This is a genomic window from Candidatus Amarolinea dominans (genome assembly GCA_016719785.1).
Classification (GTDB): Bacteria; Chloroflexota; Anaerolineae; order SSC4; family Amarolineaceae; genus Amarolinea; species Amarolinea dominans.
On record JADJYJ010000017.1, the window covers coordinates 176351 to 192425 of the forward strand.

Annotated in this window: 11 protein-coding genes; 10 read left to right on the forward strand and 1 reads right to left on the reverse strand. The window is 66.7% G+C overall.

The window, feature by feature from the left end:
- Nucleotides 1-13 precede the first annotated feature (13 nt).
- From rbfA to truB, 3 genes are all read left to right on the forward strand, one after another.
- The gene (gene rbfA / locus IPM84_17620; GenBank protein MBK9094546.1) at nucleotides 14-397 is read left to right on the forward strand and encodes a 30S ribosome-binding factor RbfA; all 384 of its coding nucleotides are present in this window, start codon (nucleotides 14-16) and stop codon (nucleotides 395-397) included.
- Between the two features lie 9 nt (nucleotides 398-406).
- A complete protein-coding gene (locus tag IPM84_17625; protein MBK9094547.1) occupies nucleotides 407-1447 on the forward strand; it encodes a bifunctional oligoribonuclease/PAP phosphatase NrnA in 1041 nt (346 codons plus the stop codon).
- 67 nt (nucleotides 1448-1514) lie between these two features.
- A complete protein-coding gene (gene truB / locus IPM84_17630) occupies nucleotides 1515-2402 on the forward strand; it encodes a tRNA pseudouridine(55) synthase TruB (protein MBK9094548.1) in 888 nt (295 codons plus the stop codon).
- A gap of 103 nt (nucleotides 2403-2505) precedes the next feature.
- Here the strand turns inward: truB and IPM84_17635 are convergent, their stop codons facing one another.
- Nucleotides 2506-4221: a S8 family serine peptidase gene (locus tag IPM84_17635; GenBank protein MBK9094549.1), complete on the reverse strand. Its 1716-nt coding sequence runs from the start codon at nucleotides 4219-4221 to the stop codon at nucleotides 2506-2508.
- A gap of 172 nt (nucleotides 4222-4393) precedes the next feature.
- On the opposite strand from IPM84_17635, the gene IPM84_17640 reads away from it, so the two are divergent.
- From IPM84_17640 to IPM84_17670, 7 genes are all read left to right on the forward strand, one after another.
- The gene (locus IPM84_17640) at nucleotides 4394-7621 is read left to right on the forward strand and encodes a carboxypeptidase regulatory-like domain-containing protein (GenBank protein ID MBK9094550.1); all 3228 of its coding nucleotides are present in this window, start codon (nucleotides 4394-4396) and stop codon (nucleotides 7619-7621) included.
- A gap of 15 nt (nucleotides 7622-7636) precedes the next feature.
- Complete coding sequence (locus tag IPM84_17645) at nucleotides 7637-8962, forward strand: carboxypeptidase regulatory-like domain-containing protein (protein MBK9094551.1); 1326 nt, start codon at nucleotides 7637-7639, stop codon at nucleotides 8960-8962.
- 136 nt (nucleotides 8963-9098) lie between these two features.
- On the forward strand, nucleotides 9099-11141 hold the full coding sequence (locus tag IPM84_17650) for a hypothetical protein (protein MBK9094552.1): 2043 nt from the start codon (nucleotides 9099-9101) through the stop codon (nucleotides 11139-11141).
- Nucleotides 11138-11974: a class I SAM-dependent methyltransferase gene (locus tag IPM84_17655; GenBank protein ID MBK9094553.1), complete on the forward strand. Its 837-nt coding sequence runs from the start codon at nucleotides 11138-11140 to the stop codon at nucleotides 11972-11974. Before IPM84_17650 ends, IPM84_17655 begins: the two co-directional genes overlap by 4 nt.
- A complete protein-coding gene (locus IPM84_17660; protein MBK9094554.1) occupies nucleotides 11971-14043 on the forward strand; it encodes a hypothetical protein in 2073 nt (690 codons plus the stop codon). Before IPM84_17655 ends, IPM84_17660 begins: the two co-directional genes overlap by 4 nt.
- Before the next feature lie 7 nt (nucleotides 14044-14050).
- Nucleotides 14051-14767, forward strand: coding sequence for a polyprenol monophosphomannose synthase (locus IPM84_17665; protein ID MBK9094555.1), 717 nt, complete (start codon nucleotides 14051-14053; stop codon nucleotides 14765-14767).
- Nucleotides 14768-14810: 43 nt separating this feature from the next.
- Nucleotides 14811-16046, forward strand: coding sequence for a DegT/DnrJ/EryC1/StrS family aminotransferase (locus IPM84_17670; protein ID MBK9094556.1), 1236 nt, complete (start codon nucleotides 14811-14813; stop codon nucleotides 16044-16046).
- The last annotated feature ends 29 nt before the right edge of the window (nucleotides 16047-16075 follow it).

Genomic DNA, 16075 nt, shown 5'->3' on the forward strand with positions numbered 1-16075 from the left:
GGGTGAGTGGCACATGACCAGTTATCGGCAAGCCCGCTTGAACGGGCTGTTACGCGAGGAACTGACACTGATCCTCAGTGGCGACCTGGGCGACCCGCGCCTGGCGCCCGTGATCGTCAGCGACGTGGTAATCTCGTCCGATTTCCGGAACCTGCGCGTCTTCGTTTCTGTGCTGGACGACGATCCGGTTGTCGAGCGTGAGGCGCTGCGCGGGCTGGAACATGCCAGCGGCTACCTGCGCCGCCGCCTGGCCGAGCACGTCAACCTGCGCTTCACCCCCGAACTAAGCTTCAAACTCGATCGCACCGAGGCACGCGCCGAGCGTATTGATCGCCTGCTGACCGAGATTGCCAGCCAGACCCCGGCGCCTATTCCGGCGCCAGCAGACGACGACTAACCGCGACCTATGACTCAAAGGCAACCGTTAGCCGTCAGCGACACGTTAGGCCCGACCGATGCCGCCATCAACGAAGTGGTGGCGGCCATCGGCCGGGCCAGTTCCATTCTAGCCGTCTGTCACGTCAGCCCGGATGGTGACGCCATCGGCTCCCTCCTCGCTTTCGGCGCCATTGCCAAGCACCTGGGCAAACCCTGCGTCTTGGCCTGCGCCGATCCTGTGCCAGAGATGCTTCAGTTCTTACCTGGCGTCAACACCATCGTGCGCCGCGCCAGCGGCCCGTTCGACCTGGCGGTGGGGCTGGATGCCAGCGATCCCCGGCGCTTGGGCGATCTCTTTGCTCGCCATGCCCAAGCAGACGCCTCCACGCTCAACATAGATCACCACATCACCAATCTGCGCTTCGCCGCCGTCAACTGGATTGACCTGACCGCCGCGGCCACCGCGGAGATGATGGTTCTGTTGGCCGACCATCTCCAGGTGCCGCTGACGCGGGCGCTGGCTACCAGTCTGCTGACCGGCCTGGTCACCGACACGCGCGGCTTTCGCACGAACGGCACCTCCGCCCGCGTCTTACAGATGGCATCACGCCTCGTGCAAGCTGGCGCGCCGCTCTTTCAGATCATGGAAATGACGCTGGAACGTCGTTCAGTGGCGCAAATACACCTGTGGGGCCGCGTACTGAGTCGCGCCCGTTTGCATGGCCGCATCTTGTGGAGCGATGTGACGGCCGCGGACCGTCAGGCGGTGGGCATCAAGGAAAATGGCAGTGATGCAGGGCTGTCCAGTTTCCTCGCCAGCGCGCTGGAGGCCGACGTCTCTGCCATCTTTGTGGAACGCAACGGCAAGATCGAGGTCAGTCTGCGCGCCTGCCCCGGTTTTTCGGTGTCCGAGGCGGCGCTGGCTCTGGGCGGCGGTGGGCATCCGCTGGCGGCCGGCTGCAACATCGAAGGCTCGCTGGCCGATGCCCGGCGCCTGGTGCTGGCCGCGCTCGATAACAGCCTGGCCGGCCAGGGCTTTCCCCAGCCCTTCTTCGACGAGCCGGCATGAAGAAAAATGAAGCAGACAAACCGGTTTCGCGCAGAAATTCGGGTTGCTGCCAGGCGCGAGGACGATGATTTTTGGTCTGTTGAATATACACAAGCCGACCGGACGCTCCTCCCGCTGGGTCGTCAATGCGGTCAGCCGCATCACCGGCGTGGACAAGATCGGCCATGCCGGCACGCTTGATCCACTGGCGACCGGCGTCCTGCTCATGGCCCTGGGGCCGGCCACGCGCCTGATCGCCTACCTGCAGGCCGGCACAAAAGTCTACCAGGCCGCCATTCACCTGGGCGTTAGCACCAGCACCTATGACGCCGAAGGGGAGGTGCTGGCAACCGCACCGGTGCCTGACCTGGCGCCCGGCGATCTCCAGCACGCGCTGGCCCGCTTTGTGGGCGACATCGAGCAGCACCCGCCGGCCTATTCGGCCCTGAAGGTCGCCGGCGTCGCCGCATACCGCAAGGCGCGGCGCGGGCAGACTGTGGAACTGCCGTCGCGCCGGGTGCAGATCGAACAGATCGAGCTGCTGAGCTGGCATTCACCCGTGCTGACGATCAGCGTGACCTGTGCGCCCGGCACCTACATCCGCTCCCTGGCCTTCGACCTGGGCCAGGCGCTGGGCTGCGGCGCCCACATCTCCGGCCTGGTGCGCACGGCCAGCGGGCATTTTCGCCTGGAGGACAGCGTGGGTCTGGAGACCCTGGCCGCGGCCGCAGGTGCCGGCGACTGGCAGCGTTTCCTGCTGCCGCCCGACCAGGCCGTCCTCGACCTGACGCCCGTTTACCTCGACGAGGGTCGCACGCAAGTCCTGCGGCACGGCAACCCCGTCACCGCGCCCACACCGCCGCCCCTATCCAGCGGCCGCGCCTACGACCCCGACGGCCGCCTGATCGCCCTGGTGACCTACGACGCAAAATTGCAGGTGTGGCAGCCGGATAGAGTGTTCGACGCTGTAGGGTAACATATCAGAGATCAGAGATCAGAGATCGCGCCTAAAGGGCGTACCGCCAGGCGCCCACGCAGGTGAACGCCGGGCGGTGCGGACCGGCCTCGCGGCAGAACGCTCAATTGGTGCAATTGACGCCCCACCGGTCCACCACCGCAGTCACGTCGGTGGTCGTGATGGCCGGATCGCTAAAGTCCAGGTTGCGACGCGCGTTGTAGAGCGCCTGGCCCGGTTGGGTGTTCCAAATTTCAGCCACCAGTTGCACGTCACGAATGTCAATGCCCCCGTCGTAGTCAATGTCGGTCGGGCAACGCACCGCGTTGACCGCGTTGAGCGCATCAATGCGCCCCCAACCGTAGACGTTGTTCGGCGTGGGGCGATTGTCCAGCGGGTCGGGATAAGGAGTGAGCACGCCGCAGGTGATGTTATCGACGCGGGTGGCGGTCTCGCGGATGTACTGGGCCGTTTCCAGGATCTGCCCGCGCAGGGCCGGGTTGGCCTGCCACATCAGCGCCACCAGGCCCGCCACATGCGGCCCGGCCATGCTGGTGCCGCTGGCGCTGCTGTAGCCGGTGTCACTGCTGTTGGTGGCCGAGCGGATACTGGTGCCGGGCGCGGAGACATCCGGACCAAAGAGGCCGGTGAAATCGCGCAGGCCGCGACTGCTGGAGCCAGAAATCACGCCGGTGCCATCGTAAAAGTTGCCCACCGACAGCGACTCCGGGTAGACGGCCGGCGGGTCATTGATACTGCCGCAGCCCTGGCTGCCATCGTTGCCGGCCGAGGCCACGAACATGACGCCGGCCGCGTTGAGCGCCTGGATCGAAGGCTGAATCTGCGTCCAGGTGGCAGAGTCGCAGCCTTCGGAGGCCGGGCAGCCCCAGGAATTGTTGACCACGTCCGGCTGTTTGCTGGTGTCATCGCCAGGCGCCAGGAAGAAATCGTTACATTCGACATAGCGGCTGATGGTGCCGACGCCGGCATTCATGTTACGACAGGCGATCCACTTGGCGCCCGGCGCCACGCCGATCTGGTCACGCGTGGCCGGGATGGCGCTATGGTCATCGCCGGCCACCGAACCGATGGTGTGCGTGCCGTGAAAATAGTCGTCGCACGGCGCGGGGACGTTCAGGCCGCAGGGGTTGGCGCCGCCGTCGTGAATGGCATCATGCCAACTGTAAGTGTGATCCGCGCTGACGCCGTTCCAGCCGCGATACTGCGGCTTGAGCGCCTCGTGCGTCCAGCGCACGCCCGTATCGCCGCCGGCCACCACGATGCCCGCGCCATCAATGCCCATGGCCCAAACCTGCGGCGCACGGATGTAGTTGACGCCGCTGGAGATGACCGCCGGCGCGTCGACCGGCTGTGTCACCTGCTCGCTGGGGTCAATACCGAACGACGCATCGAGCGTCAGCCAGCGCACATCGTCACGCGCGGCCAGTTCGTTGACCAGGGTCAGATCAGCCGCCGGCAGGTAGATCATGTTGACGCTGAGGAAAGCCTGGTAGGCGATACCGCGCTGAGTCAGCTCGGCGCGCAGGCTGGCCTGGCTGCGCTCGGCAAAATCCTTGAGCTGCGCATAGACAAACGCGCCTTTAGCCTCTTTCTTGACCAGGTAGGCCGCCTGACTCAAATCGGCCTGGCCCGCCAGGAAGATGAGCACCGGCGCCTGACCGGCATCGTGCAGGCGTTGGGCCAGGGTCGCCTCAACCTTGGCGGTCGGCAACCCCGGCGCGGCGCCGACCGGCAGCGCCGTTGCAATGAGCAGCATGAGCAGACACGTGGCCAGCCACCGCCGGCGCAAAGGATGGAACCACCTTGTTTCCACAGACATCGAGCCTCCACAGGTAAAGTAGACAAACAAGATTTGGCGGGGAGCGGGCAAGAACCACACGGTTCGACAAGCGCCATAAGTATACGCAGCCAGGCCAACGCGTCAAACCGCGGCGGCCGCCATTGTGTCTAGTTTGCTCCTTCATGGTAAGATACTGCTCAGGAGGTTCACCATGATGCACATCAACGACTTTCCTCGCCCGCCGGATGACAATGGCCGCGGGCTACACTGGTCCGCACGCGTCTATCACCCGACCAATGAGCCGACGCGGGGAACGGGCAACGCGGAGGAGGATGCCCGCTACGCCATGTCTGCGCGCATCTACCGGGAGCCGGCAGCCGCAGCTACGCTCGGGGCCGGCGAGCCACCAACCGTCAACTGGACGGCCGCGCTCCACGAAGCGAGCGCCAGCGAGCTGGACTATTGGATCAACGAGCTGCAGGCCATGCACATCAAGTGGGTCAAGCTGATGGATGATGGCGGTGGTTCCTCGCTGCTGATCTGCCAGCGCATGCTGCAGGCCGGCATCATGCCGATCGTGCGCCTGTTCAAAGAGCGCCCCAACCCGCGTGGCATTGGCGGCCGCGAGTTCGAGACGGTCAGCCGCCTGGTAGACGTGGGCGTGCGCTACTTCGAAACCAACAATGAGCCAGACCTGCCCGCGGAGTGGGAAAACAACCTCATGCCGCCCAACTGGCTCGACATCGTGGTAGACAACTTCATCCGTGACGCCGATCAAATCCTGGGGCGCGGCGGCCTGCCGGCCGTCCCCGCCATGGGGCCGGGCAGCCGTGACAACCCCATTGCCATGATTGTGGCCCGTGGGCGCCGTGACCTGTTCGAGCGCGGCGCGTGGGTTGCCATTCACAACTACACCCTCAACCACCCGCTCGATTACCCGGACGATGCTGTCAGCCAGTTAGGCGTACCGCTGAGCCAGGCCGACTACGATCGCTATGGCGCCTGGTCATGGGATAATCGCATACGCGAGTCGGCAAACCCTGAAGATCCGACGATCAACCGCCTGCGCCGTGAAAGCAAGCACACCGGAATTTCCATTTTCGATGATCCCAATTGCTTCCGCGGCTATGAAGCCGCCGGCAAGATGATCTTCGACGCGCTCGGCTTCTATGTACCGGTCATCAGCACCGAGGGCGGCCCGGTGGTTGGCTGGGGCGATGACAAACGCTACAACAAGATCGTTCCCAGTCAGCAGATGGAAATGCAGCAGGAGATCATGCGCCAGATGCAGAACAACGAAGTGCCCGATTGGTACTTCAGCCTCTGCACCTGGTTGATTGCCTCGCGGCCGTTGGGCGACTTCACCCCCGCGTGGGAAACCATGAGTTGGTACACCCACTGGTGGGACCAGCAATTTGGCCTGAACGGCCGCCTGCCCATTGTGGATGCGCTCAAGGCGCTGCCCTCCGTCAGCCGCGTGTGGCCGGCTGGTGTCCCGCAGACGGCTCGCCTGCAGGGCAGCCTGTTGCTGAACAACGGCCAGGCGCCGGGCGCGGTGAGCCTGCGCCTCCAGGCCGCCGGCCATGCCCCTACGCTGATCTCGGCGCCCGGCGGCGCGTTCAGCGTGGATGCCCTGGCCGCGGCCACCTACACCCTCAGCGTGGTGGATGGCCCCGACATTGCCAGCGATATCGCCCTGGCCGCCGGCGAACAGAGGACGCTCGCTGTCACCCTGCCGGCCGGCGCGACGGTGTCAGTCCTGCGCGGCCAGGCGCTGCGCAACGACCGACCGCAGCCCGGCGAAGAGGTCGAACTGCTGGCGCTGAGCAACGGCGCCGCGCACGTCATCGCCAGCCAGACGGTGCTGGGCCAGGGGCGCTTCCATTTCGGCGGACTTGGCCCTGGCGTCTACCAGGTTCAAGCCGGCGCCACCACCTCCGCGGCGGTGACGCTCGACGGCTGGAGCAGCGCCACGGTCAACCTGGCGCTGCCCGCGCCGCCCGATTTCCGCTACCGCGTGACGAGCACCCAGGCAACGCCCGGCAGCCCGCGCCGCATCATCGGTCGGGTTTTCGATACGCAGGGCAATGGCCTGAACGGTATCAAGGTGCAGATGTCCTGGCCGAACCCTGACCCGGACACGCAATTCCCGGAAACCCTCACCGGCCGCGATCCGTTCAAACCGCTGGGCTTTTACGAATTTCTGGCCTCGGCCGGCCAGTTCCAGGTCAAGATCATCCAGGGCGATTGGGAAAGCGACCTCAGTGCGCCGCTCTCGACAACCGTCGTACCGGGCCAGCCCGGCGATTCCTTCTACTGGGAAGCGAACTTTCAATTGCAGCAGGTGGTGCGCAGCCAGAGCATCGTGCGCGGGCGCATCACCAACCCGCCGGCCAACGGCGTCATCGTGCTGAGCGGCAGCGCGCTGACCAGCGGGCCGCAGCGTCAGGCCCTGCCCACCACTGGGGAGTTCGAATTCCGGGATCTGCCCGCGGGGCATGATTTCGAGCTGATGGTGGAACGCGTCGCCCGCCTGGGCGCCGCGTTTGCCCTGGACGGCGCCAACACCGTCGAGCGCAGCGTGTCCCTGACCGGCGCGTTGAGCGGCCGCGTACTTGGATTGGCGCCCGGCGCCCTGGTTGGCCTGGCCCGCACCAGCCCCCTCTCCTGGCGCCGCGCGGTCGAGCTTGGCGCTGACAATCTCTATCGCTTCGACGGCCTGCCTCCGGGCCGTTACCAGGTCAGCGCCGGCGACAAGCACAGCGCGGACATCATGTTGGCCGAAGGTCAGTCCGCGGAGGCCCCTACGCTCGATTTGCAGCCTCCGCCTCCACCGCCGCCGCCACCCCCGCCGCCGCCACCCCCGCCGCCGCCACCACCCCCACCGCCGACCCTCAGCGTCATTCACGGCCTGGTGCAATACGTCAGCGGCGGTCCGCTGGCCGGGGCCGAGGTGGAGCTGCACCACGACGGCCTGTTGGAGACGCAGACCCTCAGCGACAGCGAGGGCGAATTCGAGTTTCGTGATCTTGGAGCCGGCATCTACAGTGTGCATCTGCCGGAATACTGGGAGTCGTCCACCGTGACCCTGGATGGCCAGGCTGAAACCACGTTGGCGCTGACGGTGCCCGACCCGGAACTGCCGCCGGCGCCGCTGAACCTGCGCCAGTTTTTCCTGCTGGGGCGGGGAAACGTCTCCCAGTCCGCGTTGGTGCAGGACCAGATCCGCCTGCTGGCGCCTTACCTGGCGCTGCATCCCGATGTGGCCGTCGGTTTCGACCCGACGCAGGCCGCCAAGGCGGAGCGCGTCGCCATTCTGGGCGACATGACGTTGGTCAACCAGGGCATCGAGCAGGACCTGCACCTGGCCGGCTGCCGGGTTGAGCGCATGGAAGGCGACTTGTACGCCCTGGCCGCTTGGCTGAGGGTCAATCTGTAACGCAGGAGGTGGAGCATGAGCAACCTGTTTTCTTGGATTTCCAATCTCCTGGGCGGCCCGTTTGGGCGCTCGACTGTGTCATTCCCCGGCCTGGCGTTGACCCGTGGTCTGGACGAGCCGGTCAACGATGCGGCGGCCTACGGTGTGGGCATCGAAGAGACGCAGCCGGAGAACGGCAGCCTCTACTGGAAGGTGCATCGTGTCCATCACCTGACCCCAGAGGAGAACAACTTTCGCCAGCACATCTTCCTGGACATGGTGGATGAGGCCGGTAATCGGCTGCAAGGCGGCCTGGTGCGCGTGCGCTGGCCCGGAGGCGAACAGGTCATCACCCTGGACAAGCCGCCCGGCCAGCCGGCCGGCAACTTTCCCATGTGGAAGTATCAAGTCTGCGAGGTGGTGGCCCTGGGCATGCCGGGCACAACCCTAGCCAGCGACAAGGTGACAGGGCTGCATACCGGCCACAAGGGAGAGGGGCAGGATGAGGGAGGCAACCGCCTGTTTCATCACAGTTTTGCCGTTGTCTTCCAGCGTACCGTGGCCGGGGCGGCTGCCGATCTTCGCGAGAGCGTCATCAGCGGCAGTGTGGCCAACGGAGCGGGGCGCACCGTGGTGCTTCTGCAGGATAGCGCCATCGTCGCACGGACCGTGGTTGGCGCCGATGAGATTTATCACCTGACCGGCCTGGCGGCCGGCGCCTACCTGGTGACCGTGCAAGGCTCGGATGTGCGCGCCGGCCCGGCGACGGTGGATGGCCGCAGCAGTGCGACGGTCAACCTGACCTTGCCGTCCGTGCCACAGGAACAGAGCAGCGTCAGTGGGCGGGTGCTGCGCGGCGCTGGCGCCACGATCGAACTGTCCCTGGACGGCGCCCTGGCAAGCTGGGCCTCGGTAGCCAGCGATGAGCGTTATCTCTTTGCCGGGCTGCCGGCCGGCCGCTACCGCGTGGGCATCACCGGCGCCGCGGTCATGTCCGAGGAGTTCGACCTGGATGGCCGCGGCGCTCACCTGCAAGACCTTGAATTGCCGGAAGCGGACGCCGGCCCCAGCAAGCCCCTGCCCCACTATGTTCTTTTTGCGCCGCTGAGCACCGTCCAGGGACAGGTTGACTGGCTCCTGGCCGCGCCTTACCTGCAGACCTTTGGCCTGACCGCCGGCGCGTATGTCGAACATGCCAAGCTGGCAACGCGTGTCACCCTCATCGGCAGCGGCCCGGATGCGCCAGGCGCCGCGGTGGAGCAGGCGTTGGCGGCGGCCGGCTGTCGCGTCGAACGAATCGAGGGCGAAAGCGAGGACATTGCGGCCGAGCTGGCCCAGCGCATCCAGACCGGGCAACCGTAGCGGGCGCAGCGCGCCGGATCTTGTAAATAAGCCACGCGCTGCGTAGTATACGCAGCGCGTGGCTTATTTTCAGGGTGAGTGTATGCATGCTGGCGTGCTTGGGCATTACTTGTAGCTGTGGTAAAATCTCCTGGCTATGCAGCGATGGAACCTTCGGCGTGCGCATCACGCCTGGATCGAAGCCCTTCTCCTGGCCGGCATCATCATGATGGCGGCTTTTTTGCGTTTTTGGCAGTTGACGAACACCCCGCCCGGCTATCACTTCGACGAAGCCTTCGAGGGGCTGGAGGCCTGGCGCCTCCTGCAGGACCCTACGTATCGTCCCATTTTCTTCACCGGCAACTTCGGCGTCGAACCGCTCTTCATCTACCTGACGGCTATCGCCTTCAAGCTCCTGGGCGCCGGGCCGGTGGTGCAGCGCGGGGTCGCCGCCCTGATTGGCAGCCTGACCGTGCCTGCGGTCTGGCTGCTGGCCGTTGAACTGCGCCGCTGGCAGCCGCGCCTGCCTGCCAGCCTGCCCCTGTGGAGCGCAGCCGTGCAGGCCGGGCTTTTCTGGGCCATCAGCGCCAGCCGCATCGGTTATGAACCCGGGCTGGTGCCGCTGCTGCTGTGTCCGCTGCTGACCGCGCTGCTGGCAGCCCTGCGCAGCGGTCGCACGGCTGCCTGGCTCCTGGCCGGCGCGCTGACCGGCCTCGGCCCCTACACCTACCCGGCCGGCCGGCTCTACCCGGTCGTCGTTGCGGCCGTGCTGCTCATCGCCTGGCTCTGGCCGCGCCTCCCGCGCTCAGCGGACGAGCGCAGCGCCGCGGCCCTGTCCGGCCGCCATCTGCTCCTGCTGGCGCTGACCGCGCTCCTGGTCTTCGCGCCGCTGGGCTGGCAGTGGCTCAGCAACCCCGATCTGCTCCTGCTGCGCTCGCGTCAGATTGCCGTGGTGGCCGAGGGCGCGGGCAGCGCCTCGCCCATGCAAACCATCGTGCAGCACACCCTGGCCACGGCCGGCATGTTCAGCCTGGCCGGCGATGTGGACCCGCGCAACAACCTGCCCGGCCGCCCGGTCTTCGACGCGTTCCTGGCGCCCTTCTTTTACCTGGGCCTGGCGTTGACCCTGTGGCGCTGGCGGCAGCGCAGCGCGGCCTGGCTCCTGGCCGTGCTGGTCATCATGCTGGCGCCCACCATCCTGAGCGAGTACGCGCCCCATTTTCGCCGCGGGCTGGGCGCGCTGCCCATCGTCTCGCTTCTCACCGGCCTGGGGCTGGGCGCGGCCTGGGATTGGGTCGCGGCGCGGCTGACCGGCGAGCATTCGTGGCGCGGGCCGGCCTTCTGGGCGCGCCTGGGCATCGTCGCCTGCCTGGCCGCGTCCATCGGCCTGGCCGGCCGCGACTACTTTGGCCGTTGGGCCACATCGCCCGACCTCTTCTACGCCTTCGATGAGGGTCTCTGGCAGTTGGCGCAGGCCGTGGAGGACCTGCCCGCCGACGGCCAGGTCTACCTGACCCCGCGGCCGGCCACGCACGCCACGCTGGCCTTTGCCTGGCGCGACGGCCGACCGCCGATCACCTTCGATGGCCGTCACGTGGCCGTCACCGCGCCTGACCCGCAGCGCCGTCGTTTCTACGCGGTCATCGAAACCGAGGATTTTCGCAGCCGCCTGCTGCTGCCGGAGCTTTTCCCGCTCATCGAACACCACACGGTCATCAACGACCGCCGCGGCCAGCGCTACGCCACGATCTACGAAACGCCGCTGGTCTACCCGCCGGTGATCCGGCCACAGCAGCTCAGCGGCGCGGCCTGGAACGAACAGGCCCGCCTGCACGGCTTCAACCTCAATCCGACCTATCGCCGCGGGGACATCATCTATCTGCGCCTCTTCTGGCAGGCCCTGGCGCCCATCGCAGACGACTGGACCTTTTTTGTGCATTTGCTCGACGCGGCCGGTCAGAATCGGCTGAGCGCCGATGTCGCGCCCGGCGCGGGCAGCTATCCCACCACGCGCTGGCAAGCTGGCGAATGGATTGTGGATGAGGTGCAGATTGCCATACCGCCCACCCTGCCCGCGGGCGACTATCAGGTAGAGATTGGCTTCTATCTCAGCACGGGCGCGCGCATTCCGCTGCACACAGCCGCAGGCGCCGACGATCACCTGTGGTTGGCGCCGCTGCGCATCGAGGAGACGCCATGAGCGGCCCACGAACACCGCAGCGGTCAGAAGAGCGCCGGGAAGCGGGGATGGGGCCAGTCGCCAGCGCGGCACAGTGGGGCGCGGCCCTGCCCGCACTCTATGCCCACGAGGAAATGCACTGGTGGACGCGCGGCATGTTCGCCTGCACGCGGGCCATCCTCAGCGCGGACGGCTGGTCAGGCGCGGGCGCGGTGCTCGATGTCGGCTGTGGCAGCGGCGGCGCCCTGGCTCACCTGCCCGCGCGGCGCCGCGTGGGCGTGGACATCGCCCCGCTGGCGCTGGCATATGCACGGCGGCACGTTGACCTGGCGCTCCTGTGTGCCTCGGCCATGTCATTGCCGTTGGCGCCGGCTCAGTTCGACCTGGTACTGGCGCTGGATATGCTCGATCAGCGGCAGGTTGACAGTCGCCAGGCGCTGCTTGCCTGCGCCGGCCAGTTACGTCCCGATGGCCGCCTGCTGCTGCGTGTCTCTGCGCATCCCTGGCTGCGCGGTGCGCACGATGAGGCGACTGGCACCGGCGCGCGTATGAACGCCCGCCAACTGCGCACGCTCATCCAGGCCGCGGGGCTGAGCGTGCGCCGCCTGACCTTTGCTAATTTCACCCTTTTCCCGCTGGCTGCCAGCCGCCGCCTACTGGCCGATACCCTCAGCCAACCGTTGGCCCAGGATTTGCAGCTGCCGCCTGCACCGCTCAACCGCCTGCTGCGCATGGTGCTGCAAGGCGAGGCGCGCTGGCTGCGCAGTGGACGCAACCTGCCCTGGGGCCTTTCCCTCTACGCCCTCGCGATCAAGCGACCTGAGCCGCGTGGCGCGCGCGAGGCGCGTTCATGATCCGCCCCGACCTGCGACCGTGGCTGCGCTGCCCGCCCGCCTGGCGCTGGCTGCCCTGGCTGCTGCTCCTGGCGCTGGGTGTGCGCGCCTGGCAGTTGACCTTTCACAGCCTGTGGCTGGACGAGGTCTTCAGCCTCTTCTGGGCCAGCAAGCCGGTCGGCGACATCGTGCGCGTGGGCCTGACCCTGACTGAGGACAAGCACCCGCCGCTCTACTACCTGCTCCTGCACGGCTGGATCGGCCTGTTCGGCGCGACCGACGCGGCCGTGCGCAGCCTGGGCGTGCTGCTGGGCGCGCTGGCCGTCTGGCCGGTCTACGGCCTGGGGCTGATCACGCAGCCCGCGCCGGCCGACCGGCCCGATCACGCCTGGCGCCGCGGCGCGCTGCCCGCGCTCCTGCTGGCGCTCAACCCCTTCCTGGTTTGGTACAGCCAGGAGGCGCGCATGTTCATGCCGGCCACCACCTTTGGGCTTTGGGGCCTCTACGCCTGGCTGCAAGCCTTATCGCCGACTGCCACGCGGGGACTGACCACGCCTGGCCGCAAGATAGCAACATCTTTCTGGTACGGCCTGGCCATCGGCGGACTGCTGGCCGCGTGTTACAGCTATCTCTTCGCCGCCTTCCTGCTGCCGGTGGCCGGGCTGTGGTGGCTGGTCGTAGCTGCTCCGCACCGTCGTAAGCGGACGATTGAAATCGCGCCCGATAGCCGCACCGCCGAGCGTTCACCGGCATGGACACAAGACCGGTCGGCGCAGGCCGACCTTGCGGCGGAACGCCCGTTCGGCCCGAATTCATTCGGCGCCCTAGCCCTGACCATCATGGCCCTGCTCTTTCTGCCCCTGGCCCTGGCCGCGTGGTCCGTCAGCGGGGCCGAGGCCGCGGCGGGCCGGCCGTTCGACGACCTGTGGCCCACGCTGACGCGGCTGCTGACCGCGTACACCCTGCGCCAGGCGCCCTGGTCGCCGTCGCTCATCGGGATTGCCGCCGCGGCCGCGGGCGGGCTGCTCTTGATCGGCCTGGCCGCGGGCGTGCGCCAGGATGGCCGCCGCGGCCTGTTGGTGCCGCTGTGGTTGGTCATCCCGCTGCTGTTGGGCAATTTTCTGCTGGCAAAGGATGCTACGGTGTTCGCCGAAACGCGTTACTTCATCCCCCTGGTCCCGGCCCTGTGCCTGGCCTGGGCACGCGGGCTGCACGCGCTGGCGCAGTGGCGGCTGTGGCCGGGAAGGGTGGCAACCGTCAGCCTTCTGTTGCTCTGCCTGGCCGCGCTGCCGTCCGTGTGGCGGGCGGACCCGGCCTGGCTGCGCGAGGACTGGCGCACGGCCGGGCAGGTGGTGTCGCGTTATGTCAAACCAGGCGATGTGGTGCTCAACCACGTCAACTACACGCAGATGGCCTTTGCCCGCTACTACCAGGGCGCGGCGCCGCTGCAGGCGCCTTTCGGCAACCCGTTGGCGGACGAAAGCGCGGTCGAGGCGCAGCTCGATCCGCTGACCGGGGCCGACACGCTGTGGCTGGTCCTGTCGCACCAGGAGGGCGTTGACCCGGCCAACCTGGTGCGCGCCTGGCTCGGCGGCCGTTTCCCGCTGGTGACAGAGCTTTATCCGGCCGGCATCGCCATCCGCGCCTATGCCACGCGCTACCGGCTGGCCGGCCTGCCGGCAACGGCCGCGGCCGTGGATGGGCCGGCGCAGGTGGACGGCGCGGTGCGCCTGGCCGGCTGTACACTGGAGCCAGGCCCGGTGACTGCCGCCCAGCAGGTGCTGCATCCGCCCAGCGGCTGGGCGCATGTGACTCTCTACTGGCAGGCGTTGGCCGCGCCTGCCAGCGATCGCCTGGCCCGCGTGCGCCTGTTGGACGCTGACGGTCAGGTGTGGGGCGAGAGCCTGGAGCGCGCCGATAGCGCGCTGCACTTCTACCCGATGACGGCCTGGCAGCCGGGCGAATGGGTGCGCGACGATTACGATATCAACCTGAACCCGGCCACGCCGGCCGGCGTCTACCGCGTGGCGGTGACGCTGTTGGGAGCGGAGGCCGAGGTGATCTGCGGCCGCGTGACCGTGACAAAGTAGGGGTAGGATGACCACGGTTTCAGTAATTTTGCCAACGTACAATGAAAAGGATAATATCACCCCCCTGATCGAGGCGGTGCTGCGCAGTTCGCAACACCCGACCAGCGTCTGGGTGGTAGATGACGATTCTCCCGACGGCACCTGGCAGCGGGTGGCCGAGATGGCCAGCCACGATCCCCGCGTGCATCTGATTCACCGCACCGACGCCAAAGGGCTGACGAGCGCCATTGCCCGCGGGATTCGCGACAGCGATGGCGACATCGTGGTCTGGATGGACTGCGATTTTTCGATGCCGCCGGAACGAATTCCGGCCCTGGTCAATGCCATTGTGCGGGAAAGCGCCGATATTGCGGTCGGTTCGCGCTACGTGGCGGGCGGGGCCGATGTGGGCCATTCGCTGATGGCGCAGGCCTTCAGCCGCACGATCAACCTGGCGGCCGGGCTGCTGTTCGGTTTTGGTGTGCATGATTACACGAGCGGCTTCATTGCGGCGCGACGGGTCGTTTTCGAGCGCATCGAACTGACCGGCGACTACGGCGAGTACTGCATTGATCTGCTGGTGCGCAGCCAGCGCCAGGGTTGGCGGGTGGTCGAGGTGCCCTATCTGTGCGTGGAGCGCCAGAGCGGCCAATCAAAAACCGGCGTCAACGCGATGGACTACATCCGCCGCGGGCGGCATTACGTGACGACGATTGGGCGCCTGGCTCTGCATCATCGCCCTTGATCCGGGAAGGTTTTAACTTTTTTATAAAGGAGCAAATGCAGATATGCTGCAACTACGTGAATTATCGCTGGAGGAGATGGGCGACCTGGCCGAGATCATTCCAGGGCCTGATCCTGAGCTGAGGGCCACGATCCGGCCGATTTCGCAGTTCGAGCCGGACACGACGCGGCCCATCATTCCGGTGTGCGAGCCAACGCTGACCGGCAACGAGCTGAAGTACGTGACGCAGGCGATCGAGAGCAACTGGATTTCGTCCGCGGGCAGTTTCATCCGCGACTTCGAGCGCAAATTTGCCGATCTGAGCGGCGCGCGCTATGGCGTGGCCTGCGCCAACGGCACGGTGGCCTTGCACCTGGCGCTGGCGACGCTGGGGTTGGAGCCGGGCGATGAGGTCATCATTCCCACCTTCACCATGATCGCCACCGCCAACGCGGTGACCTATTGCGGCGCCAAACCGGTGCTGGTTGATTCGGAGCCATGCACCTGGAACATGGACATCAACCAGGTGGAGGATCGCATCACCCCGCGTACGCGCGCCATCATGCCGGTGCATACCTACGGCCACCCGGTGGACATGGACGCGCTGCGTGCCATTGCCGACCGCCACGGCCTGCTGCTGCTCGAAGATGCGGCCGAAGCGCACGGCGCGCGCTACAAAGGGCGGCCGGTGGGCAGCCTGGGCGACGCCGCCTGTTTCAGCTTCTACGGCAACAAGATCATCACCACCGGCGAGGGGGGCATGGTCACGACGAACAATGAGGGGATCGCCCGCCTGGCCTGGAACCTGCGCGATCATGCCTTCAGCCACGAGCGCCATTTCTGGCACAAGGTGGTTGGCTTCAACTACCGCATGACCAACCTGCAGGCGGCCATCGGCCTGGCCCAGACCGAGCAGTTGGAGAAGTTCGTGGGGATGCGCCGCGCCAACGCGGCCTACTACTCGCAGCTGCTCGCCGCGATCCCCGGCATCACCACCCCGCCTGAGGCCGACTGGGCAATGAATGTCTACTGGATGTATGGGATCCTGGTAGACGAGAAGGTGTACGGTCTGAACCGGGATCAACTGCGCAAGGCACTGGCCGAGCGCGGCATCGAGACGCGCACCTTCTTCATCCCGATGCACTGCCAGCCAGTCTATTTCGATCAATACCGGGGCCAGCGCTTCCCCGTCGCGGAAGACCTGTGCCGGCGCGGTTTCTACCTGCCCAGCGCGTCCAGCCTGACACGAACCGAAATCGAACGCGTGGTGAAGACCATTCGCGAGGTGAGAGAGAGATGATTGCCTGTTGTTGTTCCTGTTCCTCGGGT